The 22179-nt window shown below is 66.9% G+C and carries 18 protein-coding genes; 5 read left to right on the top strand and 13 right to left on the bottom strand.

Going from position 1 to position 22179, the window contains the following annotated elements; genetic code table 11:
* Positions 1–1027 precede the first annotated feature (1027 nt).
* The 6 genes from CXY91_RS22225 to CXY91_RS22200 form a co-directional block, all read right to left on the bottom strand.
* Complete coding sequence (locus CXY91_RS22225; RefSeq protein ID WP_100963437.1) at positions 1028–2647, bottom strand: GMC family oxidoreductase; 1620 nt, start codon at positions 2645–2647, stop codon at positions 1028–1030.
* Positions 2648–2896: 249 nt separating this feature from the next.
* A complete protein-coding gene (locus tag CXY91_RS22220; RefSeq protein ID WP_100963435.1) occupies positions 2897–4528 on the bottom strand; it encodes an ABC transporter ATP-binding protein in 1632 nt (543 codons plus the stop codon).
* Positions 4525–5355, bottom strand: a complete 831-nt coding sequence (locus CXY91_RS22215; RefSeq protein WP_100963433.1) for an ABC transporter permease — start codon at positions 5353–5355, stop codon at positions 4525–4527. The genes CXY91_RS22220 and CXY91_RS22215 overlap by 4 nt, the downstream gene beginning before the upstream one ends.
* A gap of 3 nt (positions 5356–5358) precedes the next feature.
* Positions 5359–6336, bottom strand: coding sequence for an ABC transporter permease (locus CXY91_RS22210; protein ID WP_100963430.1), 978 nt, complete (start codon positions 6334–6336; stop codon positions 5359–5361).
* 40 nt (positions 6337–6376) lie between these two features.
* Positions 6377–7981: an ABC transporter substrate-binding protein gene (locus CXY91_RS22205; RefSeq protein ID WP_100963428.1), complete on the bottom strand. Its 1605-nt coding sequence runs from the start codon at positions 7979–7981 to the stop codon at positions 6377–6379.
* Positions 7982–8081: 100 nt separating this feature from the next.
* On the bottom strand, positions 8082–8933 hold the full coding sequence (locus CXY91_RS22200) for a VOC family protein (protein ID WP_100963426.1): 852 nt from the start codon (positions 8931–8933) through the stop codon (positions 8082–8084).
* 326 nt (positions 8934–9259) lie between these two features.
* On the opposite strand from CXY91_RS22200, the gene CXY91_RS22195 reads away from it, so the two are divergent.
* A complete protein-coding gene (locus CXY91_RS22195) occupies positions 9260–10588 on the top strand; it encodes an NAD(P)/FAD-dependent oxidoreductase (RefSeq protein WP_100963424.1) in 1329 nt (442 codons plus the stop codon).
* On the opposite strand, the gene CXY91_RS22190 is transcribed toward CXY91_RS22195, so the two are convergent.
* From CXY91_RS22190 to ligD, 7 genes are all read right to left on the bottom strand, one after another.
* Positions 10585–11415 carry an inositol monophosphatase family protein gene (locus tag CXY91_RS22190; protein WP_199777536.1) on the bottom strand — a complete coding sequence of 277 codons (831 nt, stop codon included), beginning with the start codon at positions 11413–11415 and terminating at the stop codon, positions 10585–10587. The two genes, CXY91_RS22195 and CXY91_RS22190, sit on opposite strands and share 4 nt — an antisense overlap.
* Before the next feature lie 32 nt (positions 11416–11447).
* The gene (locus tag CXY91_RS22185; RefSeq protein ID WP_100963422.1) at positions 11448–12290 is read right to left on the bottom strand and encodes an endonuclease/exonuclease/phosphatase family protein; all 843 of its coding nucleotides are present in this window, start codon (positions 12288–12290) and stop codon (positions 11448–11450) included.
* A gap of 1 nt (position 12291) precedes the next feature.
* Positions 12292–13158 carry a carbohydrate ABC transporter permease gene (locus tag CXY91_RS22180; protein WP_100963420.1) on the bottom strand — a complete coding sequence of 289 codons (867 nt, stop codon included), beginning with the start codon at positions 13156–13158 and terminating at the stop codon, positions 12292–12294.
* Entirely contained in the window at positions 13155–14033 is an 879-nt protein-coding gene (locus tag CXY91_RS22175; RefSeq protein ID WP_100963417.1) for a carbohydrate ABC transporter permease, read from the bottom strand. Before CXY91_RS22175 ends, CXY91_RS22180 begins: the two co-directional genes overlap by 4 nt.
* Positions 14034–14037: 4 nt before the next feature.
* On the bottom strand, positions 14038–15327 hold the full coding sequence (locus CXY91_RS22170; protein ID WP_100963415.1) for an ABC transporter substrate-binding protein: 1290 nt from the start codon (positions 15325–15327) through the stop codon (positions 14038–14040).
* Positions 15328–15381: 54 nt separating this feature from the next.
* Positions 15382–16422: an ABC transporter ATP-binding protein gene (locus tag CXY91_RS22165; RefSeq protein ID WP_100963463.1), complete on the bottom strand. Its 1041-nt coding sequence runs from the start codon at positions 16420–16422 to the stop codon at positions 15382–15384.
* A gap of 84 nt (positions 16423–16506) precedes the next feature.
* Positions 16507–16734: a non-homologous end-joining DNA ligase LigD gene (gene ligD / locus CXY91_RS31330; protein ID WP_465246885.1), complete on the bottom strand. Its 228-nt coding sequence runs from the start codon at positions 16732–16734 to the stop codon at positions 16507–16509.
* A 123-nt stretch (positions 16735–16857) separates the two neighbouring features.
* Here ligD and CXY91_RS22160 point away from each other — a divergent pair, with 123 nt between their 5' ends.
* The 4 genes from CXY91_RS22160 (at position 16858) to CXY91_RS22145 (ending at position 22177) form a co-directional block, all read left to right on the top strand.
* Positions 16858–18510, top strand: a complete 1653-nt coding sequence (locus CXY91_RS22160) for an ABC transporter substrate-binding protein (RefSeq protein WP_100963413.1) — start codon at positions 16858–16860, stop codon at positions 18508–18510.
* A 195-nt stretch (positions 18511–18705) separates the two neighbouring features.
* On the top strand, positions 18706–20304 hold the full coding sequence (locus tag CXY91_RS22155) for an ABC transporter substrate-binding protein (protein WP_100963411.1): 1599 nt from the start codon (positions 18706–18708) through the stop codon (positions 20302–20304).
* Between the two features lie 24 nt (positions 20305–20328).
* Positions 20329–21282 carry an ABC transporter permease gene (locus CXY91_RS22150; protein ID WP_091840679.1) on the top strand — a complete coding sequence of 318 codons (954 nt, stop codon included), beginning with the start codon at positions 20329–20331 and terminating at the stop codon, positions 21280–21282.
* A 1-nt stretch (position 21283) separates the two neighbouring features.
* A complete protein-coding gene (locus CXY91_RS22145) occupies positions 21284–22177 on the top strand; it encodes an ABC transporter permease (RefSeq protein WP_100963409.1) in 894 nt (297 codons plus the stop codon).
* Positions 22178–22179: the final 2 nt, after the last annotated feature.

Genomic DNA, 22179 nt, shown 5'->3' with positions numbered 1-22179 from the left:
CCGGACGTACCAAAAATATTGGAGGCCCCAGCCCCCCGGCCCCTCCTGTTCCGGCACCGGCGCCGCCGCCGGCACCACCATCGGCCAGCGCCGGGCCGGCGAGCACCATGGCGACCGGGACAAGCGCCGTGCTGGCACGCAGGAGCGCAGCAAGCCGTACGCAACACGGCTTCTCAGCCTCGGCGAAGCGCGCGAATCTCACGAAATCCCCCCAACCAAACCGCAATCTATCGCGCAGCGCCCCGGCGAGCCATGAACCACCGTTCACATCCGTTGTCGGCGGCGCTGTGTTGCGGACTTGCCGCAACGCACGGGTCCATCGCCTTCGGACGCAATCGCCGAATGTCACGGACGCCGAGCCGCAGCGATCCCCTTTTGGTCTTGCTTACCCCCTCCAAGAACACAGCATACTGCCTCAACTTCAAGTTGCAGCCATTGCGCACCACACGCAGGAAAGCGTTCCGTAATGGCGCTCATCCCGGCGAACGACAGCCCCGCCGTTCCAAGAGCTTTGCGCCGGCGGTCGATTTCGCTCGCAGGCGCGCGGGGATAAAGCCACAATCGATGCCCGGTCCCGAAACCTGTCGTATTCTCTCCCCGTCCCGTCCGACCAAGGGGGCTGTCGCGAGGCATCGTGCGGCCGGACAGGAGAGCGGTGTCCGTACTGAACAGTCGTCGCGGGCTGGAATGGCGGAGGGGCCTCGTCCGGGCGAAGCCAGGTCTTGCCCGACCCTGAAGGCCTGGCGAGGCACCTTGAAGAGAACCGCGCGCGGGGTTCGGAGGCGGCAAGCATCGCCGCTTCGACACTCGACATCGACATTCGACATGGCGGCGACGGGCCGCCGCAACCGGACCCCGCGCACCCCTTGGGCTCGCGCTCGCCTTCAGACCCTCGCGGCGGAAGCCGGCGGGGCTATCGGCTTAGCCAGAGCATTTTCGAGCGAAGTGGACACCGGTTCGCGTGAAGAAAATGCGATAAAACAAAGACCTAGAATATTTCCGCGATTCGAAGAATTGCGGAATTGCTCTAGCGCGCGTCCTCGCGCACCATCTGCGCGCCCTTCTCGCCGATCATCATGCTCGGCGCGGCGGTGTTGCCGGAGGTGATCGCCGGCATCACCGAGGCGTCGATGACACGCAGGCCCGCGATTCCACGGACACGCAGGCGCTCGTCGAGCACGGCCATGGCGTCGTCCTCCCGGCCCATCTTCACCGTGCCGACCGGATGGAAGATCGTGGTGCCGATCCGCCCCGCGACCTCGGCCAGCGCCTCGTCGCTGTCATAGCCCGGCCCGGGCAGATATTCCTGCGGCCTGAAGCGCGCCAGCGGCGCTTGCGAGACGATGCGGCGGGCGAGCTTCAGCGCATCGACCGCGACCTGCCGGTCCTCTTCAGTCGAGAGATAGTTCGGTGCGATCGCGGGCGCAGCGGCGGGATCGGCCGATTTGAGGTGGACGCTGCCGCGGCTCGACGGGCGCAGATTGCAGACGCTCGCCGTGAAGGCGCCGAACGGGTGCAGCCCGTCGCCCCATTTGTCGAGCGAGAGCGGCTGGAAATGGAATTCGAGATTGGCCGTGGCGTAATGCGCCGCCGATCTGGCGAAGGCGCCCATCTGCGAGGGCGCCATGGTCAAAGGACCGGTGCGACGCGCCGCATATTCCAGCGCCATCAGCGGCCGGCGCCAGAGCCTGGCATAGTCGGTGTTGAGCGTGCGCACGCCCTCGACCTTGTAGATCGGCCGCAGCTGCAGGTGGTCCTGCAGGTTCTCGCCGACGCCGGGCGCATGCCGGACGGTCTCGATGCCGAGCCCGCTCAGGCGCTCGCCGTCGCCGATGCCGGAGCGCTCGAGGATGGCAGGCGAGCCGACGGACCCGGCGCTGAGCAGCACCTCGCCCGAGACTTGGGCGAGATAGCGCTCGCCGCCCCGCGTCAGCACGACGCCGGTGGCGCGGCCCTCCTCGACGACGATGCGCTCGACCATGCAGCCGAGCTCGACCCGCAGGTTGTCGCGATCGAGCGCCGGCTCCAGGAAGGCGCGCGCCGCGCTGAAGCGCCGGCCGCGCTTCTGGGTGACCTGGAAATAGGACGAGCCCTCGTTGTCGCCGGTGTTGAAATCGTCGATCTTGCGGATGCCGGCTGCCTCGGCCGCGTCGCGCACCGCATCGAGGATGTCCCAGCGCACGCGCGGATGCTCGACGCGCATCTCGCCGCCCGAGCGATGGAAGCGGCCATCCGGAGCGATATGGTCCTCATGCTTGAGGAAGAGCGGCAGGACATCGTCCCAGCCCCAGCCGGTCAGCCCCTGTTGGCGCCAGCCGTCATAGTCGGCCGCCTGTCCCCGCATGTAGATCATCGCGTTGATCGCCGAGCTGCCGCCGACGACCTTGCCGCGCGGATAGGCGAGGACACGGCCGCCGAGCCCGGCCTCGACCTCGGTCTGGTACAGCCAGTCGGCGCGGGGATTGCCGATGGCGTAGAGATAGCCGACCGGGATGTGGAACCAGATCCAGTCGTCCTTGCCGCCGGCCTCGACTATCAGCACCTTGCGGCGGCGATCGGCGGAGAGCCGGTTGGCCAGCACGCAGCCGGCCGAGCCGGCACCGATGACGACGTAGTCGAAGCTGCCGATATTGATCTCGCCGGCCATTGGTCGCCGCCCTGCCCTGTTCGCCTGGAGCAATTCCGCAATTCTTCGAATCGTGGAAATGGTCTAGGTCCTTGTTTTGTCGCATTGTCTTCGCGCGAACCGGTGTCCGCTTCGCTCGAGAATGCTCTTGTCTTTCGTCAGGGATAGAGCGGCGATGCGCCCTCGGCAACGGATGCCGGGCTGAAACGACGGGACAGCGCCGGAGAGCGGTGTCTCGACCTGCTCCGATCTGCGCCTATCGTCGGCAGATCAAGCCATCGCCTCTCGAGCGGGCCCTTGCCCTTCGCCGAACCCACGGCCCGGGATCGAGGCCAGCAGCGCCTGCGTGTAGGGGTGCTGCGGCTCACCGAAGACCTTGCCGATCGGCCCGGCCTCCACCACCTCCCCGCTCTTCATCACCGCGACGAGATCGCAGACCTGCGCGGCGACGCGCAGGTCATGGGTGATGAAGACGATCGAGAGGCCGAGGCGCTGGCGCAGCTCCGCCAGCAGCTTCAGCACCTGCGCCTGCACGGAAACGTCGAGTGCCGAGACCGGCTCGTCCGCGACCAGGACCGCCGGCTCCAGCGCGAGAGCCCGGGCGAGGCCGATGCGCTGGCGCTGGCCGCCCGAGAACTCGTGCGGATAGCGTTCGGTTGCCGCCGGGTCGAGCCCGACCAGGCCGAACAGTTCCTTGGCGCGGGCCAGAGCCTGGGGCCGCGCCATGCCGTGCACGATCAGGCCCTGCGCCACCGCCTCGCCGGCCTTGCGGCGCGGGTTCAGCGAGGCGAACGGATCCTGGAATACCATCTGGATATCGCGCGTCGCCGAGCGCATCTCCTCGCGGCTCAGGCTGGCCAGATCGACGCCGTTCAGGCGGATCTCCCCGCTCTCGGGATCGATCAGGCGCACGAGGCAGCGCGCCAAGGTCGACTTGCCTGAGCCGGATTCGCCGACGATGCCGAGCGTCGCGCCCTTGGGCAGCACCAGCGAGACATCCTTGACCGCATGAGTGACGCGCTGCCCGCGCCCGAGGAAGCCGCCGGTGCGGTAGGTCTTCGAGACATGGCCGATCGTCATGATCGGCTCGTCGGACAACAGCCGCGCCGGCGGCGCCTTCAGCGGCGGCACGGCGGCGATCAGTTGCCTGGTATAGGCGTGCTGCGGGCTGCCGAGCACGGAGGCGGTCGCACCCTGCTCGACGACCTCGCCCTTGCTCATCACCGCGACCCGGTCGGCGATCTCGGCGACCACGCCGAAATCATGGGTGATGAACAGGACGGCCGTGCCCTTGCGGCGCTGCAGGTCGCGGATCAGCTTGAGGATCTGCGCCTGGGTGGTGACGTCGAGCGCCGTCGTCGGCTCGTCGGCGATCAGCACTTTTGGATCGAGCGCCAGCGCCATCGCGATCATGGCGCGCTGGCGCTGGCCGCCGGAGAGCTCGTGCGGATAGGCCTTGAAGGCGAGAGCCGGATCGGGAATGCGAACTTCCTCAAGCAAGGCCAGCGTGCGCGCCTTGATCTCGGCCGCCGACAACTCGCTGTGCAGCTCGAACATCTCGCCGATCTGGTCGCCGATGCTGCGCAGCGGGTTGAGCGCCGTCATCGGCTCCTGGAAGATCATGGCGATGCCGGCGCCGCGCACCTTGCGCATCTGCGCCTCGTCCAGCCCGCAGAGATCGCGGCCCTCGAACAGGATGCGGCCGCCGTCGATGGTGACGCCGCCGGGCAGGAGCCGCATGATCGCGTTGGCGGTCATCGACTTGCCGGAGCCGGATTCGCCGACGACGCAGAGGATCTCGTTCGCCGCCAGCGACAGCGAGACCTTTACCATCGCATGCGAGCGGTCGCCGCCGGCCGGCAGCTTCACGCTGACATCGTCGAGGACGAGGATCGGGCTCATCGGCTCTTCAGCCTCGGATTGAGGGCGTCGTTGAGCCCCTGCCCGACCAGCGAGACAGCGAGCACGGTGACGAGGATGGCGATGCCGGGAATGGCCGAGACGTACCATTGCACCCGCAGCACGTCGCGGCCGGCGCCGATCAGATTGCCCCAGGAGGCGACGTTCGGATCGGAGAGCTTGAGGAAGGCGAGCGCGCTTTCGAGCAGGATCGCGATCGCCATCACGACGCTGGCATAGACGATCACCGGCGGCAGCGCGTTTGGCAGGATCTCGCCGAAGATCAGCCTCATATCCCTGAGACCGAGCGTCCGGCCCGCCTGCACGAATTCGCGGTTGCGCAGCGACAGGAACTCCGCCCGCGTCAGCCGGGCCGAAGCGGGCCAGGAGACGATCCCGATCGCGACCGTCACGGTGGTGATGGTCGAGCCGAAGACGGCGACCAGCACCAGCAGCAGCAGGAAGTTCGGCAGGGTCTGGAACGCCTCGGTGATGCGCATAAGCGCGGTATCAACCCAGCTGCCGTAATAGCCGGCGAGCGCGCCGATGGTGATGCCGATCATCACCGAGATCACCGTCGCGACGCCGCCGATCAGGAGCGAGATGCGCGCGCCATGGAAGATCTGGGCGGCGATGTCGCGCCCGGAATTGTCGGTGCCGAGCAGGAAGCGCGGATTGCTGAACGGCCAGATCAGCGGTCGCCCGGCGAGCGCCAGCGGATCGCGCGGATAGAGGAAGTCGGCGCTGGCGGCCATGGCGAGGACGAGGATGAGCAGCACGAGGCCGATGACGGCTGAAGGGCTGCGGAAGTAGAGCTTCACCAGGTCCATGGCTCAGCTCGCCGTCGTGATGCGCGGGTCGAGCCGGGCATAGAGCAGGTCGACGATGAAGTTGACCGCGATCACCAGCAGTGCCGAGACGAAGACGATGCCGAGCAGCGTGTTGAGGTCGCGCTGGATCACCGATTCATAGGCGAGGCGCCCGAGCCCCGGCAGGGAGAACACGCTCTCGACCACGACCGAGCCGCCGAGCATGGTGCCGGCCTGCAGGCCGATCAGCGTCACCATCGGTAGCAGCGCGTTGCGCAGCACATGGCGCACCACGACGCGTGTCTCGTCCATGCCCTTCGAGCGCGCGGTGCGGACGAAGTCGAGATTGAGCACCTCGAGCATCGAGCCGCGCATGATGCGGAGGTAAATCGCCATGTAGAACAGGCCGAGCGTCAGCGTCGGCAGGACGAGATGCAGCGCAATGTCGAGCGTCCGCCGCAAGCCGGTGTAGCTGACCGTGATGTCCTCGAAGCCGCCGGCAGGCAGCCATTGCAGGTAGATCGAGAAGACGACGATCGCCATCAGCCCGAACCAGAAGGTCGGCATCGCGTAGAACGTCAGGCCGAGTGTGGAGATCAGCGTATCCGGCCATTTGTTGACGCCGCGCGCCGCGACGACGCCGAGGATCAGCCCGAAGAAGAAGGCGAAGGAGAGCGAGGCCGTCATCAGGAGGATGGTCGCGGGCAAACGCTCGGCGATCACCGTCGCGACCGGCTTGCCATAGATCGCGGAGAAGCCGAGATCGAGCCGGACCAGCCGCCAGAGATAATTGCCGAGCTGGGCCCAGACCGAGAGATCGAGCCCGTAGAATTCGCGCAGCTGCTTGGCGGTCGCGGCGTCGCCGCCGCCCATCTGCGCCATCAGCGCATCGACGGTGTCGCCGGGCGCGAGCTGCAGCAAGAGGAAGACCCCGATCAGGATCAGGAACAGGGTCGGGATCGAGGCGGCAAGACGCCGCCCCGCGAGACTTAGGACACGCATGGCAACTGGCCGTATTGGGCTGACAACGCAGGCGGGAGCGTCACTCCGCCAACCAAAGATCGTGCCAGGAGGACGAGCCCCAGCGCGGCGTATTGGAGTGGTTGCGCGCCTTGGCAGTGATCGCGGTCAGGAAGATCTGCTCGATCGGCGTCCAGATCGGCAGCTCGGTATTGGCGCGCCGGACGAAGTCGCCATAGAGCGCCTTGCGCTTGGCCGCATCGACCTCGGTCGCCGCATCGTCGATGATCTTGTCGATGGTCGGATCGGTCCAGTCCCACTGATTGGTCCACGGCGCGCCCTTGGGCTGTCCGGAGCGGTACCACACCGTGGTCGAGACGGCCGGGTCGTTGCGGTACTGGTGCCAGCCGGTGGCGAGATCGAAGGCATGGTCGTCATAGACCTGCTTCAGATAGCCGCCGCCATCGGTACGGACGATCTCGACCTTGATGCCGACATCGGCGAGCGATTGCTGGATGAAGGTGGCGAAGAGCGAGATGTCCTCGCCCCAGGGAGCCGGCAGCAGCCGCAGCGAGAAGCGCGTCCCGCCGGCGCCGGGCTTGAAGCCGGCTTCGTCGAGCAGCTTGGCGGCGAGCTTCTTGTCGAACGGGTACTGCGGACCGTTGTCGGCCGGGTAGAAATCGGTCGAGACCGAGGGGATCGGCCCGGTGCCGCGCTTGGCGAAGTCGCCGAGGAAGTTCTCGATGAAGAACGGGATGTCGAGCGCATGCGCGATGGCGCGCCGGACGCGGATATCGGCGAGCTCCTTGCGGCGGAAATTGAACTCGATCGTGTTGGTGCGGGCGTTGCCCTCATTGCCCTTGGTCGAGACGATGAAGCGCGGGTCCTTGCCGAGGCGGGCCGAGTCCGAGATCGTCAGGCCCGAGAACGGGCTGTAATGGATCTGTCCGGCTTCCATCTGGGCGGCCGCCGCGGCGCGATCGGTGACCACGCGCCAGACGATCCGGTCGAGATAGGGCGCATTGGCGCGCCAGTAGTTCGGGTTGCGCTCGGCGATGACGTGCTGGCCGCGCTCGTACTGCACGAACTTGAACGGGCCGGTGCCGACCGGCGCGAGGTTGACCGGGTTCTGGCGGATGTCGCCCTTGCCCTCGTAGAGATGGCGCGGCGAGACATAGCCGAGGTCCGGCAGCGCCCGCAGCAGCAGGTTGAGCGGCATCGGGCGCTCATAGCGGAACACCGCCGTCAGCGGATCGGGCGTATCGACCGCGGTGAGGAAGAGCTGCAGCGTGGTGCCGTAGTTCAGGATCTTCTTCCACATCTCCATCGCCGTGAACTGCACGTCGGCGGAGGTGAAAGGCTTGCCGTCATGCCAGGTCACGCCGGGGCGCAGCTTGAAGGTGATGGTCTTGCCGTCGGGCGCGGCCTCCCAGCTTTCGGCGAGCACGCCGACCGGCTGGCCCTTGGCGTCGAGATCGACCAGCTGCTCCTGGATCTTGCCGCCGATGATGTAGACGCCGGTCGAGGCCTGCAGGCTCGGGTTGAGCTGGCGCTGCTCGGCGCCGTAGTGGACGGTGAAGACACCGCCCTTGCGCGGCGTCTCCTGGGCGAAGGAGCGCATCGGGAACAGCACGCTGGAGGCGATTGCGGCACTGGTCATCAGCGCGGCGCGGCGGGTCATATCCATGGATGGTCTCCTGGGGGCCGGCGTGCAGGCTCGGCACGATGCGGGCGTCACAAGGCCCCGTCAATGCGACGAGGCCGTTCTCGAAAAGCGAAAAACCGCACTATTGCGGCAGGAAGCTCACGATCAGGCCATTGGCGGAGGCTGCGGGGACACTGACCGCCGCGCCATGGCGGACGCCGACCGAACCGAGCGCCTTGGCCGCGCCGTCGAGATCCGTGCTCGCCAGCACGATCGCCACCGCTCCGCCGGGTCCGGCGCCGACCCGCACCGCATCCGGATAGCGCTTGGCGAGGCCGGCGGCATCGTAGAACAGGAAATCGGCGCGCTTGCCGCCGGAGGGCACCAGCCAGCCATCGTCCTGCTGCTTCACCGGTTCGTCGATCAGCCGGCTGAGATGCTCGGCTGCGGCCTTCGGATCGTCGGCGAGCACCTCGACGCGGATGATCCGGCTCGCACCATTGGCATGGCTCTGCAGTTCCGGAATCCAGACGGTCTCGCGGGTCAGATGCTGGCAGGCGAAGATGCGCAGGCTGCCGGGGTTCTCGTCGAGCGGCCAGCGGAAGACGTTGAACTTGGCTTCGCCCTTGCCACCATTGGGCAGGTCGACCGGGCGGCCGAAATGCACCGGGCCGAGCGCTTCGAGACCGCGGCTCTTGAGCTCGTCCGCGCCGGCGGCGGCATCATCGGTGGTGAAGGCGGCCCGCTCGATGCCTTCACGCTCTTTGAGGAAGTCGCGGGTCGGCTTGTTGTGCTCGGTCTCGGCGAGGATGCCGAGCAGCTCGACATAGTCGTCGCCGAACATGATCGTGTAGTTGCCGCTGCCGAGAATGGGCGAATGCGTGCCGCGCGGCGACACGGTGAAGCCGAGGCTCTGCCATTGCCGGGCGGAAGCGTCGAGATCGCGAACCGTCACCACGACATGGTCGAGACCGAGAATATGCTTGAGCGGCATGACGCCCCCTTGTGACCAGAACCCAGCGGACGGGAGAGTTCATCCGAACGGAAGTTAGGGCGCAACCGTTTCGGGATGACGATTCCAGCAGCCCCCGCTGCGCCGGAGACATAGCGTCGGGAGAATAGTCTTTTCAAGGAGACGATCGGAGAAGCCAAAATTTGGTAGAACCCGGTCGTTCCATCCAAGAAAAATAGAAAATTATCCTCCGTCGGATGAACGGCCGGGAACAGCCTGCTTGCAGCTTGGCGGACATGGCGGCAAGGATGAGGCTGGCCCGTCATGTGGGCCCTCGCTCATTGATGCCCAGCCGAAAGACGCCGCCGATGACTGCCCCTTCCTCCGTCACCTGGCCGCCATCGCTCTGGGCCGCCACGGCCCAGCCCGGTCCTGTGCTCGGGACGCTTGAAGGCGCGATCGAGAGCGATGTCGTGGTGATCGGCGCCGGCTTCACCGGGCTTTCGACCGCGATCCATCTGCGCGAGAGCGGGGTCGGCGTCACCATCCTGGAGGCGGCCGAGCCGGGCTGGGGCGCCTCGGGGCGCAACAACGGCCAGGTCATCCCGACGCTCGCCGGTCATGACCCTTCGGCGATGACCGCCCGGCATGGCGAGGCCGGCGAACGTTTCAACGCCGTGCTGCGCGACGCTGCGCAATATCTCTTCGATCTCGTGCGCAAATATGAGATCCCGGCCGAGGCCGAGCAGGCTGGCTGGGTCCAGCCGGTGCATTCGCCGGGGCGCTTCAAGCTCGCCGAGAAGCGCGTCCGGGAATGGTCGGCGATTGGCGCGCCGGTCGAATTGCTCGATCGTGCCGCGACTGCGGAGATGCTCGGCTCAGATGCCTGGTTCGGCGGCTTCTGGAACCGCACCGGCGGCCATATCAACCCGCTGGCCCTGACCCGCGGGCTCGCGGAAGTCGCGCTCCGGCTCGGCGCCACCATTCATGCGCGTTCACCGGCGGTGAGCATGGTGCACCAGAACGGCCGCTGGCTGGTGACGACGGCGAAGGGCTCGGTGACGGCCCGCGCACTCGTGCTGGCGACCAACGCCTATACAGGCGAGTTCGAGCCAGGCCTCGCCCCGGAGATCGCCGCCGAGGTTATCCCCGTCCTGTCCTGGCAGATGGCGACCAGGCCGGTCAGCGACAACATCGCCAAGACGGTGATCCCCGGCCGGCAGGCGATGTCGGACACGCATCGCGAGCTCTATTTCGCCCGCTGGGACGCCCGAAATCGCCTGGTCACCGGCGGCGCCGCGATCCTGCCCGGCGCCGGCGGGGCCAATCTGCGCCCGACGGTCGCGGCACGGCTGAAGCGGCTCTGGCCGCAGCTCGGCGATGTCGCGTTCGACTATGTCTGGTCCGGCTATGTCGGGATGACCCCCGACAACCTGCTGCAACCGCAGGTGCCGGGCTATCCGCGTATCCACCAGCTCGGACCGAACGGCTTCGGCTGGGTCGGCTGCAATGGCCGCGCCGTCGCGCTGTCGATCTCGCTCGGCCGCGAATTGGCGAAAGCGATTCAGGGGACGGCGCTGGAGACGCTGGGCCTGCCGCTCTCGACGCCGAAGCCGCAGCCCTTCCAGGGCCTGATCCGCCGGATCGCGCCGCTGGCCCTGCCGCTCTACCGCAGGCTGGATGCGCAGGAGATTTAGGCGGGCTCCCCTACCAGGATACCGCGGATCTCCTGCCAGCTCTGTGCATCGGGCGCGCAGAGCAGGCCGAGCGTCGGCTGCGCCGGCCGATAGGGCTGGCCGTCCAGCATGCGGACATGGCCGCCGGCCTCGGTATGGATCAGCGAGCCCGGCGCGTGATCCCATGGGTTGAGCCGGCCATAGAGCAGGAAATGGCCGTTGCCGGCGGCGGCGAGCCGGTATTCGTGGCCGCAGCAGCGCAGCGAGCAGACATTGGCGAAGGCCGGCGTGCGCCCCGGCAGCGTGCTGCGCAGCGGCTCCGGGAAATACTGCCAGCTCATCATGCCGGTCATCTCGCGCGGGGCAGCCGCCTGCGCCACACGCAGGTCGCGGCTGGTGCCGTCGCCGGCGAGCCAGGCGCCTTCGCCACGCAGCGCCATGGCACTGTCGGCGACGACGGGATCGTGGATCACCGCCGCAACGACCTCGCCCTTGACGACCGCCGCCGCCATCACCGCGAAGAGCGGCAGGTCGGAGGCGTAGTTCAAGGTACCGTCGATCGGATCGATGACGAAGGCGAGCTCGGCATCGCCGAGCTTTTCGATCAGCATGGGATCGGCAGCGGCAGCCTCCTCGCCGATCAGCACCGCACCCGGGAAGGCGCGCGCAAGCTCGGCGCTGATGAAGCGCTCCGCCGCCTCGTCGGCTTCGGTGACGAGATCGGTCGCCGAACGCTTCTCGCGGATCTCGCCCTCACCGAGATTGCGGAAGCGGGGCATGACCTCGCGCCGGCCCGCCTCGGCGAGGATGCCGGCGAGCCTCTGATGGTCCTGGCGGGTGAAGATCATCGTGGTCCAGTCGGCAAGGGAGTGCGCAGGAATCAGCCGAGGTCGAATTCGACCAGGATCGGCTGGTGGTCGGAGACTTGGGTCTCGACATCGCAGATGATGCTGCGGGCGCGCGCCGCGAGATCGGGCGTCGCCAACACATAGTCGAGGCAGCCGGGCTGGCCATAGGTCTGGTCGAACAGATTGGCGGTCGGCGGATGCGGGGCGTCGCCCTTGACCGCGGCCCAGAGGTCGACCAAAGGCGGCTCGCCACCGTCAAAGGGCGCCAGCAGGCGCGCCAGCACGGGATCGTCCGGCCGCATGTTGAAGTCGCCGGTCAGCACCGCGCTCGGCGAGCTCGGCGTCATCCGGTAGGTGTGCGGCCCGGCCGCCCGGGGTTTGGCATGACGGGCCAGCGCCATGCGGTGGGCCTCGCGGATGCCCTCGACCTGCGCAGCGCGCAGCTCCGAGGCCGAGTATTCGAGATGCGTCGTCATCAGCCTGACCGGGCCCAATGGCGTCAGCGCCATCGCCTCGATCAGCATGCGCGGCATGTTGCGGGTCTGCGCCGCTTCCCAGGGCAGGAGATGGCGCAGTGCCTGCGCCACCGGATAGCGCGTCAGCAGCAGGTTGCCGAAGCGCTGGCGGCCGCCCTTGCCGTCGGCGACATCGACGCCGACGCCTTCGATGGCGGTGAAGCCCGGCAGCAATTCGGCGAAGCGGGCGAACTGGTCGGTCTCGTCGTTGAAGTCGAGCTCGGGAAAGTTGTCGGCGACCTCCTGCAGGCACAGCACGTCGAAATCCGCCATCTGCCGGGCATGGGCGACGACACGCGACGGATCGACGCGATCGTCCATGCCGCGGGCCCACTGGATGTTCCAGGTGATCAGCTTCATCTCACTTGATTCCCGCGCGCATGAAACTCTGCACGAACTGGCGCTGGAACAGCAGGAAGCCGACCAGCAGCGGCGCCGAGGTCATCAGCGTCGCGGCGCAGATCACCGCCCAGTCGATGCCCTGGTCGCTCGACGAGAACACCTGCAGGCCGACCGTCAGCGGCCGCGACTCCACCGAATTGGTGACCAGCAGCGGCCAGAGGAAGTTGTTCCAGTGATAGCTCACCGAGACCAGGCCGTAGGCGATGTAGGTCGGCTTGGCGAGCGGCACATAAACCCGCATCAGCACCTGCAGCGGGCTGGCGCCCTCGACGCGGGCGGCATCGTCGAGTTCCTTGGGCACGGTCTTGAAGGTCTGCCGCAGCAGGAAGATGCCGAAGGCCGAGGCGATATAGGGCAAGGCGATCGCCGGGATCGTGTCGATCAGGTTGAACTTGGCGAGGGTGCGGTAGTTCTCGACGATCAGCGCATCCGGCATGATCATCAGTTGCGCCAGGATCAGCGCGAAGGCGACGTCGCGCCCCCAGAAATCCTGCCGCGCCAGCGCATAGGCTGCGAGCGTCCCCAGAACGAGCTGGAAGGCGAGGATCATGGTGACGAGGATGAAGGTGTTGAGGAAATAGCGGGCGAAGGGCGCGGCCGCCCAGGCGCGGGTGAAGTTGTCCAGCGTCAGCGGCGCGGTCAGCTCGAAGCGGGTGGTGTACTCGGCCGGATGGATCGCGGCCCAGACCGCATAGGCCAGCGGCAGCACCCAGATCAGCGCGAGCAGGATCGCGCCCAGGGATTCGAGCGTCAGCGAAAGGCCCTTCGGCGCGTAAGGGTCGGGTCGGGTCGCGGCCACCGGCTGCGGGCTAGGCGCGCCGCTCATCGGTAATGCGTCCTGCGCTCGAGCCAGCCGTATTGGACGAAGGCGACAAGCGCGAGCAGCGCGAGCAGCACGCAGGTCAGCGCCGCCGCATAGGCCGTGTCCCAGAAGCCGAAGCCGACCTGGTAGATGTAGAACAGCAGCAGCGTCGTCGCATTGTCCGGGCCGCCGCGCGTCATCACGAAGATATGGTCGACCATGCGGAAGGCATTGATCACCGCATTGATCAGCACGAACAGCGTCGTCGGCATCAGCAGCGGGAACTGGATGCGCCGAAAATAGGTCCAGCGCGAGGCGCCCTCGATCGCCGCCGCCTCCCCCAGGCTGGGCGGAATCGCCTGCAGCGCCGCAAGGTAGAAGATCATGAAGAAGCCGGCCTCCTTCCAGATCGCGACGATGGTGACGGCGTAGAGCGCCGTATCCTGCGACCCCAGCCAGTTCGTCGAGCGCCCGCCGAAGGCACCGACGATCTGCTCGAGCAGACCGTATTGCGGAGTGAAGAAGAACAGCCAGATGTTGGCGACCGCGATCATCGGCAGGATGGTCGGGGTGAAATAGGCCATCCGGACCAAAGTGCGGCCGGCGATCCTGTCATTGACCCAGACCGCCATCAGTAAAGCGAGCGCGATCGAGGTCGGGATCGTGCCCATGGCGAACCAGAGATTGTTCGCCATCGCCTTCCAGAAGATCGGGTCGGCCGCCATCTGCTCGTAATTGTCGAGCCCGACGAAGCGGGCCGGGCGGCGCGCCCGCGGCGTCGACATGAAGCTGTCGACGAAGCTCGCGACCGCGGGCCAGTGCGTGAACAGGGCCAGGCACGCCATGGCCGGCAGCAGGAGCAGCCAGCCATGGATCGTCGCGGTTGCGCGGTTGGTCATCGGCTCAGCGATAGGCCTTCAGGATGCGCTCGGCTTCCGCTTGCGCGTCCTCCATCGCCTTCTGTGGCTGCTTCGTGCCGGTCAAGGCTGCCTGCAGGCCGTCGTTCAGCGCCTTGGTGACGCGCTGGTTCTCATGGGTCGAGAGCTCGGCGACGGCGGTCGGCAGCTGGTCGCGGGCGACAAGAGCCTGCGGGAAGTCGGCGACGTATTTCTTCATCGCCTCGGTCTCGTAGGCCGCCGGCGTCACCGCGACATAGCCGGTATCGGCGCTCCACTGTGCGGCGCGCTCGGGCGTGGTGATCCAGCGCACGAACTTGAACGCCGCTTCCTGCTCGGCCGGGCTCGCCTTCTTGGAGAGGTAGAAATTGCCGCCGCCGGTCGGGCTGCCCGGCTTCTTGCCGGCGGGCAGCACGGCGACGCCGAAGGGGAACTTGGCGTTGGTGCGGACATTGGTCAGGTTGCCGGTGGTCGTCCACATCATCGCGACCTTCTTTTCGAAGAAGTCGCGGGGCGTGGTGCCCCATTCGACGATGCCCGGCGGATGGACCTTGTGCTTCTGCGAGAGGTCGACCCAGTACTGCAGCGCCTCGACGACGCCGGGATTGGCGTAGTCGGTCTTGTCGCCGGCCGCATTGGCGAGGATGGCGCCGGCCTGCGTGGTCAGCCCCTGGAAGAGCCAGTAGGGGAAGCCCGACGACGGGATCTGGATGCCCCACTGGCTAGTGTTGCCGGCGGCGTCGCGCTTGGTCAGCTTCTGCGCGAATTCGAGCTGCTCGGCCCAGGTCTTCGGCGGCGTCTCGGGATCGAGGCCGGCCTCCTTGAACAGCTCCTTGTTCCAGTAGAGCACCACCGTGGAGCGCTGGAACGGGATGCCCCATGTCTTGCCTCCGGTCTGGCTGTTCGCCATGAAGCCAGGGAAGAAGCTGGAGAGCCACTTCCTGTCGTCCTCGGTCTTGATGAAGGGATCGAAGGGAACGATCGCCTCCTCGTCGATCAGGGTGAACATGTCGGTCGAGAGCAGCACCGAGAGCACCGGCGGCGTGCCGCTCTTGTGCGCGGTCAGCGCCTTGACGATCGTCTCCTGGTAGGTGCCGGCATAGATCGGCTTGACCTTGATCGTCGGGTTGTCCTTCTCGAAGCCGGCGGCATAGGCGTCGATCAGCTTGGTGATCGGCCCGCCCACGGCGACCGGGTAGAAGAAGGACAACTCGGCCGATTGGGCGAGCGCAGGCCTCGCCATGGCGAGCGAACCAGCCACCGCCGCCGAACCACCCAGAAATTCCCGCCTGTCCATAGTCGTGCTCTCCCCTTGGTTGCGGCGCTTGAGCGCCTGGTTGTTCAGGCGTCGTCAGTCGAGGACGAGCCTCTGCTCGGTCTTCAGGTCGAACCAGTGCACCGCCGATTGCGACAGCCTGATGTGGACCTTATCGCCTGCCACAGCACGGACCTTCCCGGGCCGGCGCACGATGAAGGGCTGGCCCTCGATCCGCGTCTCGACCAGCGTGTCGGCGCCGAGATATTCGACGGCCACGACGTCGGCCGCGATGCCGGTCTCGCTGAGTTCGGTCATTTCAGGGCGGATGCCGACAGCCAGCGAGCCCGGTTCGGCATGGGATGGCGGCGCGAGCTCGTCTCCGCCCGCCGCCAGGACGGATGCGAGCGGAATGACGTTCATCGGCGGCGTGCCGACGAAGCGCGCGACGAAGATCGTCGCCGGGTTCTCGTAGAGCTGGTCGGGCGGCGCATCCTGCTCGATCCGGCCGTTGCGCATCAGCACGACCTGGTCGGCCATCGTCATCGCCTCGACCTGGTCATGCGTGACATAGACCATGGTGATGCCGAGGCGCTGCTGCAGTTCGCGGATTTCGCGGCGCATCTCGACGCGCAGCTGGGCATCGAGATTGGAGAGGGGCTCGTCCATCAGGCAGACCGGTGCCTCGGCGACGATGGCACGGCCGAGCGCGACGCGCTGCTGCTGGCCGCCGGAGAGCTGCGAGGGCTTGCGTTCGAGCAGGCCGGCGAGTCCGAGGATCGTGGCGGCGCGCTTGAGCCGCTCGTCGCGCTCGGCGCGCGAGACCTTGCGCACCTTCAGGCCGAACAGGATGTTCTCGGCGACCGAGAGATGCGGGAACAGCGCGTAGTTCTGGAACACCATGGCGATGCCGCGCTGCGAGGGCGCCGCGCCGGTCACGTCGCGCCCGCCGATCGCGATGGTGCCGCTGCTGCTGTCCTCCAGCCCCGCAATCAGCCGGAGCGTGGTCGACTTGCCGCAGCCGGACGGGCCGAGCAGCGCGACGAGGTCGCCACCCTTGACCGTGAAGCTGATGTCGTCGACCGCCGCCGCGCCGCCCCAGTGCTTCGAAACGGCCTTGAGATCTACCGAAACCATGCGCGACCCGGCCATCCCCAGCGCCATCGTGAGCCGGCGCAGAAAACCGGACTCGCCGGCTACGATCAAGCGGTGAGATTGATGCTAAAAGTCGGGCAGAGACAAGAGTGGCGCCGCCGCATTGCGCAGATAGTCGATGAAGATCCGGCCATTGCGGGCCTTTTTCGACAGGGGCGCGGTGAAGCGCTTGGGTTCGGCCTGCTTCATCGTCTTGGCGACGTCGCTGGCGAAGGTCTTGACCTCGGCCCAGGCCCCCGAATTCCGGCGCCCGCCCTCGCCTTCCGCGCTAGATGGCGGGCATTCCGGGAAGATGCGTGAGGCTTGCGTGGTATTGTAGCAATGCCTTCTCTTCTGCCACCGAGCCTATGGCACGCCCGTTGCTAGCCCCTCCCCAATCCGCGCGAACCAACGCCGGGCCTCGAGGGGAGCACCGTCATGTCGTCCAGGTTCACCACGCGCGCCGTCATGCTGGCGCTCGGCTTTTCAACCACGCTCGCGGGCACCGCGCTCGCCCAGGAGAAAGTGCTGCGCATCGGCATGACCGCCGCCGATATCCCGCGGACTCATGGGCAGCCCGACCAGGGTTTCGAAGGCAACCGCTTCACCGGCATCCCGATGTATGACGGGCTGACCAACTGGGACCTGTCCTCGGCCGACAAGGCCAGCGTCGTCATTCCCGGCCTCGCCACCGAATGGGCGGTCGACGCCGGCGACAAGACGAAATGGGTGTTCAAGCTGCGCCCGGGTGTGAAGTTCCAGGACGGCTCGGCCTTCGATGCCGCAGCGGTAGTCTGGAACGTCGAAAAAGTGCTCAATAAAGAGGCAGCCCACTTTGCTGCCGATCAGGTGGGCGTCACCGTCTCGCGCATGCCGACCTTGAAGTCGGCCAAGGCGATCGATCCGCTGACCGTCGAGCTCACCACCTCCGAGCCCGACGCCTTCCTGCCGATCAACCTGACCAATCTCTACATGGCCTCGCCCACGCATTGGGCAGCCAAGCTCGCCGCCGTCCCGGCCTCGGTGACTGACGCCGCCGAACGCTCCAAGCAGGCCTGGGCCGCCTTCTCGGCCGACCCGTCCGGCACCGGCCCGTTCAAGGGCGTCCGGCTCGTGCCGCGCGAACGCTTCGAGATGGTCGCCAACAAGGCTTACTGGGATCCCAAGCGGGTACCGAAGGTCGACCGTGTCGTGCTGTTGCCGCTGCCCGAAGCCAATGCCCGCACCGCTGCCCTTCTCTCGGGCCAGGTCGACTGGATCGAGGCGCCGGCGCCGGACGCCGTGCCGCAGATCAAGCAGCGCGGCTTCTCGATCTATACCAATGCCCAGCCGCATGTCTGGCCCTGGCAGCTCTCCTTCGCCGAAGGTTCGGTCTGGCTCGACAAGAAGGTCCGCCACGCCGCCAATCTGTGCGTCAACCGCGAGGAGCTGAAGACCCTTCTCGGCGGGCTGATGGAGGTGCCGAAGGGCACGGTACCGCCCGGCCATCCCTGGTGGGGCAATCCGAAGTTCGAGATCAAATACGATCTCGAAGCCGCCAAGAAGCTGATGACCGAAGCGGGCTTCTCGGCCTCCAAGCCGGCGAAGGTGAAGGTGCTGACCTCGGCCTCGGGCTCGGGCCAGATGCAGCCGCTGCCGATGAACGAATTCATGCAGCAGGCCCTGAAGGACTGCTATTTCGACGTCGCGCTCGAGGTCGGCGAGTGGAACGCCGTCTTCACCAACTGGCGCGAGGGCGCCAAGCACGCCAATGCCCGCGGCGCCAACGCCACCAACGTCACCTATGCGGCGATGGACCCGTTTTTCGCCATGGTCCGCTTCGTCTCGACCAAGACCTTCCCGCCGGTCTCCAACAACTGGGGCTATTTCGGCAATGACGAGTTCGACAAGCTGATCGCCGACGCCCGCACCTCCTTCGACGGCACGGCGCGCGATGCGGCGCTTGCCAAGCTCCACGCCCGCATCGTCGAGGAGGCGCCCTTCGTCTGGGTGGCGCATGATGTCGGCCCGCGCGCGATGAGCGCCAAGGTCAAGGGCGTGGTCCAGCCCAAGAGCTGGTTCATCGACATCGCCCCGATGTCGATGGAGTGACAGGGCTTAGAGCCTGCCGTTTCCGTCATGGTCGGGCTCGTCCCGACCATCCACGTCTTCGCCGGTCGAGCGCAGCGTTCAAGACGTGGATGCTCGCCACAAGGGCGAGCATGACGGTGCGGTTCGGGCGCCTTCATGCCCATGGCACGGCCCTTGCTCAGCCGGTTCAGAACTCTTCCAGATCAAAGGTGCCCGATGCTTCGCACTGCCCTGGCCCTCTCGCTCGCTGCCGGCGTCGCGCTTCTTGCCCAGCCGGCCCTGGCGCAAGGCACGCTGCGCATCGCGATGACCGCCTCCGACATTCCGCTGACCACAGGCCAGACCGACCAGGGCGGCGAGGGCATGCGGTTCATGGGCTATACGGTCTATGACGCGCTGATCAACTGGGACCTCTCCAGCGCAGACAAGCCCTCCGACCTGAAGCCCGGCCTCGCCACCGCCTGGGCGGTCGATGCGAGCGACAAGACCAAGTGGACCTTCACCCTGCGCGAGGGCGTGAAGTTCCATGACGGCTCCGAGTTCACCGCCGAGGCGGTGGTCTGGAACCTCGACAAGCTGCTCAAGAACGACAGTCCGCAATTCGACCAGCGCCAGGCGGCGCAGGGCCGCTCGCGCATCCCGGCCGTCGCCGCCTACAAGGTGATCGACAAGTACAAGGTCGAGATCACGACGAAGTCGCCCGACGCGACCCTGCCCTACCAGCTCGCCTGGATCATGATGTCGTCGCCCGCGCAGTGGGAGAAGGTCGGCAAGAACTGGGAAGCCTTCGCCAGGACGCCGTCCGGCACCGGCCCGTGGCAGCTCACCGCCTTCCAGCCGCGCGAGCGGGCCGAGCTCTCGCCGTTCAAGGACTATTGGGACAAGGCGCGGGTACCCAAGCTCGACAAGCTCGTGCTGCTGCCGCTGCCCGAGCCCAATGCACGCGCCGCCGCGCTGCGCTCCGGCCAGGTCGACTGGATCGAGGCGCCGGCGCCCGATCTCGTCGAGTCGCTGAAGGGCGCCGGCTACAAGATCGTCACCAACGCCTATCCGCACAACTGGACCTGGCATCTCTCGCGCGTCGAGGGTTCGCCCTGGAACGACATCCGCGTGCGCAAGGCGGCCAATCTCGCGATCGACCGCGCCGGACTGAAGGAGCTGCTCGGCGGCATGATGATCCCGGCCGAGGGGTTCTACCCGCCCGGCCATCAATGGTTCGGCAAGCCGAGCTTCAAGCTGAGCTACGACCCCGCGGCGGCCAAGAAGCTGCTCGCCGAGGCCGGTTACTCCCCGGCAAAGCCGCTCCAGACCCGCATCCTGATCTCGCCCTCCGGCTCGGGCCAGATGCAGCCGCTGCCGATGAACGAGTTCGTCCAGCAGAACCTCGCCGAGGTCGGCATCAAGGTCGATTTCGAGGTGGTCGAGTGGAACACGCTGATCAACATCTGGCGGGCCGGCGCGAACCACGACTCGTCCCGCAAGGCGACGGGGATGAACTACACCTATTTCATCCAGGACCCGTTCACCGGCTTCATCCGCCATCTGCAATGCGATCTGAAGCCGCCGGCGGGCACCAATTGGGGCATCTATTGCGACCCCGAAATGGACAAGCTGTTCGACCAGATCCGCACCACCTTCGACCCGGTGGAGCAGACCAAGATCCTGCAGAAGACGCACGAGAAATACGTCGACGACGCGCTCTTCCTGATGGTGACGCACGACGTCAACCCGCGCGCGCTGTCGGCCAAGGTCAAGGGCTTCGTCCAGGCGCAGAACTGGTTCCAGGACTTCTCGCCGATCTCGATGGACAAGTGAGCAGCGAATGACGCGAGGCCGGCCATGCTGACCTATCTCGCCAAGCGCATCCTCTATGTGCTGCCGGTGGCGCTCGGCGTCAGCCTGTTCTGCTTCCTGCTCGTCCATATCGCGCCGGGCGACCCGCTGACCTCGGTGCTGCCGCCGGACGCCTCGCAGCAGATGCAGGAGGAGATCAGGAAGCTCTACGGCTTCGACCGGCCGCTGCCGGTGCAGTTCGGGCTTTGGCTCTGGAAGGCGGTGCAGGGCGATCTCGGCACCTCGATCGCGACCGGCCGCCCGGTCGCCGCCGAGGTCTGGCGCGCCGTCGGCAACACCCTGCTGATTGCCTGCCTCGCCACCGTGATCGGCTTCGTGCTCGGCTGCTTCTTCGGCTTCGTCGCCGGTTATTTCCGCGGCTCCTTCCTCGACAAGTTCGCCTCGATGCTGGCGGTGCTCGGCGTCAGCGTGCCGCATTACTGGCTCGGCATGGTGCTGGTCATCGTCTTCTCGGTGCAGCTCGGCTGGCTGCCGCCGGGCGGTGCCGGCCCCGGCGGCTCGGCCTCCTGGAAATGGGACTGGGAGCATGTCAGCCACATGATCCTGCCGGCCATCACCATGTCGGTGATCCCGATGGGCATCATCTCGCGCACGGTTCGCGCGCTGGTCGCTGATATCCTGAACCAGGAATTCGTGCCGGCGCTGCGGGCCAAGGGCCTGATGGATTTTGGCGTCTTCCGCCATGTCGTGAAGAACGCCGCGCCGACCGCGCTCGCGGTCATGGGCCTGCAGCTCGGCTACCTGCTCGGCGGCTCGATCCTGATCGAGACGGTTTTTTCCTGGCCGGGCACCGGCTTCCTGCTCGGCAACGCCATCTTCCAACGCGACCTACCGCTGCTGCAAGGCACGATCCTCGTCCTCGCCATGTTCTTCGTCGGCCTCAATGTCCTCGTCGACATCGTCCAGGGCCTGCTCGACCCGCGCGTGAGGAGGCGTTGAGATGAGTGCTGTGACGTCTCCGGCCGCCATGCCGGCTGTCCCCCAGCCGGTGCGCTCTCCCGGCTACTGGTCCGGCGTCTTCAGGCGCTTCCGCAAGGACAAGGTCGCGGTCGGTGCCGGCATCGTCGTGCTGCTGATCATCCTGATGGCGGTCTTCGCCGATTATATCGCCCCGGCCGACCCGACCCGTTCCTCGATGCTGCGGCGCCTGCGCCCGATCGGCACGCCGGGCTATCCGCTCGGTGCCGACGAGCTCGGCCGCGACATGCTCTCGCGCCTGATCCACGGCGCCAGGCTGTCGCTGTTCATGGGCGTGGTGCCGGTCTTCATCGCCTTCGGCTTCGGCTCGCTGATCGGGGTCGCTGCCGGCTTCTTCGGCGGCAAGTTCAACACGATCACGATGCGCACCGTCGACATCTTCTACGCCTTCCCCTCGGTGCTGCTGGCGATCGCGCTTTCCGGCGCTCTCGGCGCCGGTGTCTTCAACTCGCTGCTCTCGCTGACCATCGTCTTCATCCCGCCGATCGCCCGCATCGCCGAGAGCGTCACCACGCAGGTGCGCTCGATGGACTATGTCGAGGCGGCGCGGGCCAGCGGTGCCGGCTCCGGCACGATCATTCGCGTTCACGTCCTCGGCAATGTGCTCGGTCCGATCTTCGTCTACGCCACCAGCCTGATCTCGGTCTCGATGATCCTGGCCTCGGGCCTCTCCTTCCTTGGCCTCGGCACCAAGCCGCCAACGCCGGAATGGGGCCTGATGCTGAACACGCTGCGTACCGCGATCTATGTCCAGCCCTGGGTCGCAGCGCTGCCGGGCGTCGCGATCTTCATCACCTCGATCTCCTTCAACCTGCTCTCGGACGGGCTGCGCTCGGCCATGGACGTGAAAGGCTGAGC

Source organism: Allobosea sp. FBZP-16, from assembly GCF_002831785.1.
GTDB classification, from domain to species: domain Bacteria; phylum Pseudomonadota; class Alphaproteobacteria; order Rhizobiales; family Beijerinckiaceae; genus Allobosea; species Allobosea lupini.
The sequence above is the reverse complement of the archived record's forward strand: the minus strand, read 5'-3'. Positions and strand labels throughout refer to the sequence as shown.

Coding starts and splice junctions, on each gene's coding strand:
- CXY91_RS22155 (WP_100963411.1), top strand. CDS start 18,706: ATGCTTCGCACTGCCCTGGCCCTCTCGCTCGCTGCCGGCGTCGCGCTT.
- CXY91_RS22200 (WP_100963426.1), bottom strand. CDS start 8,933: ATGCCGCTCAAGCATATTCTCGGTCTCGACCATGTCGTGGTGACGGTT.
- CXY91_RS22175 (WP_100963417.1), bottom strand. CDS start 14,033: ATGACCAACCGCGCAACCGCGACGATCCATGGCTGGCTGCTCCTGCTG.
- CXY91_RS22165 (WP_100963463.1), bottom strand. CDS start 16,422: ATGGTTTCGGTAGATCTCAAGGCCGTTTCGAAGCACTGGGGCGGCGCG.
- CXY91_RS22205 (WP_100963428.1), bottom strand. CDS start 7,981: ATGGATATGACCCGCCGCGCCGCGCTGATGACCAGTGCCGCAATCGCC.
- CXY91_RS22145 (WP_100963409.1), top strand. CDS start 21,284: ATGAGTGCTGTGACGTCTCCGGCCGCCATGCCGGCTGTCCCCCAGCCG.
- CXY91_RS22195 (WP_100963424.1), top strand. CDS start 9,260: ATGACTGCCCCTTCCTCCGTCACCTGGCCGCCATCGCTCTGGGCCGCC.
- CXY91_RS22215 (WP_100963433.1), bottom strand. CDS start 5,355: ATGGACCTGGTGAAGCTCTACTTCCGCAGCCCTTCAGCCGTCATCGGC.
- CXY91_RS22180 (WP_100963420.1), bottom strand. CDS start 13,158: ATGAGCGGCGCGCCTAGCCCGCAGCCGGTGGCCGCGACCCGACCCGAC.
- CXY91_RS22190 (WP_199777536.1), bottom strand. CDS start 11,415: ATGATCTTCACCCGCCAGGACCATCAGAGGCTCGCCGGCATCCTCGCC.
- CXY91_RS22185 (WP_100963422.1), bottom strand. CDS start 12,290: ATGAAGCTGATCACCTGGAACATCCAGTGGGCCCGCGGCATGGACGAT.
- CXY91_RS22150 (WP_091840679.1), top strand. CDS start 20,329: ATGCTGACCTATCTCGCCAAGCGCATCCTCTATGTGCTGCCGGTGGCG.
- CXY91_RS22210 (WP_100963430.1), bottom strand. CDS start 6,336: ATGCGTGTCCTAAGTCTCGCGGGGCGGCGTCTTGCCGCCTCGATCCCG.
- CXY91_RS22170 (WP_100963415.1), bottom strand. CDS start 15,327: ATGGACAGGCGGGAATTTCTGGGTGGTTCGGCGGCGGTGGCTGGTTCG.
- CXY91_RS22225 (WP_100963437.1), bottom strand. CDS start 2,647: ATGGCCGGCGAGATCAATATCGGCAGCTTCGACTACGTCGTCATCGGT.
- CXY91_RS22160 (WP_100963413.1), top strand. CDS start 16,858: ATGTCGTCCAGGTTCACCACGCGCGCCGTCATGCTGGCGCTCGGCTTT.
- CXY91_RS22220 (WP_100963435.1), bottom strand. CDS start 4,528: ATGAGCCCGATCCTCGTCCTCGACGATGTCAGCGTGAAGCTGCCGGCC.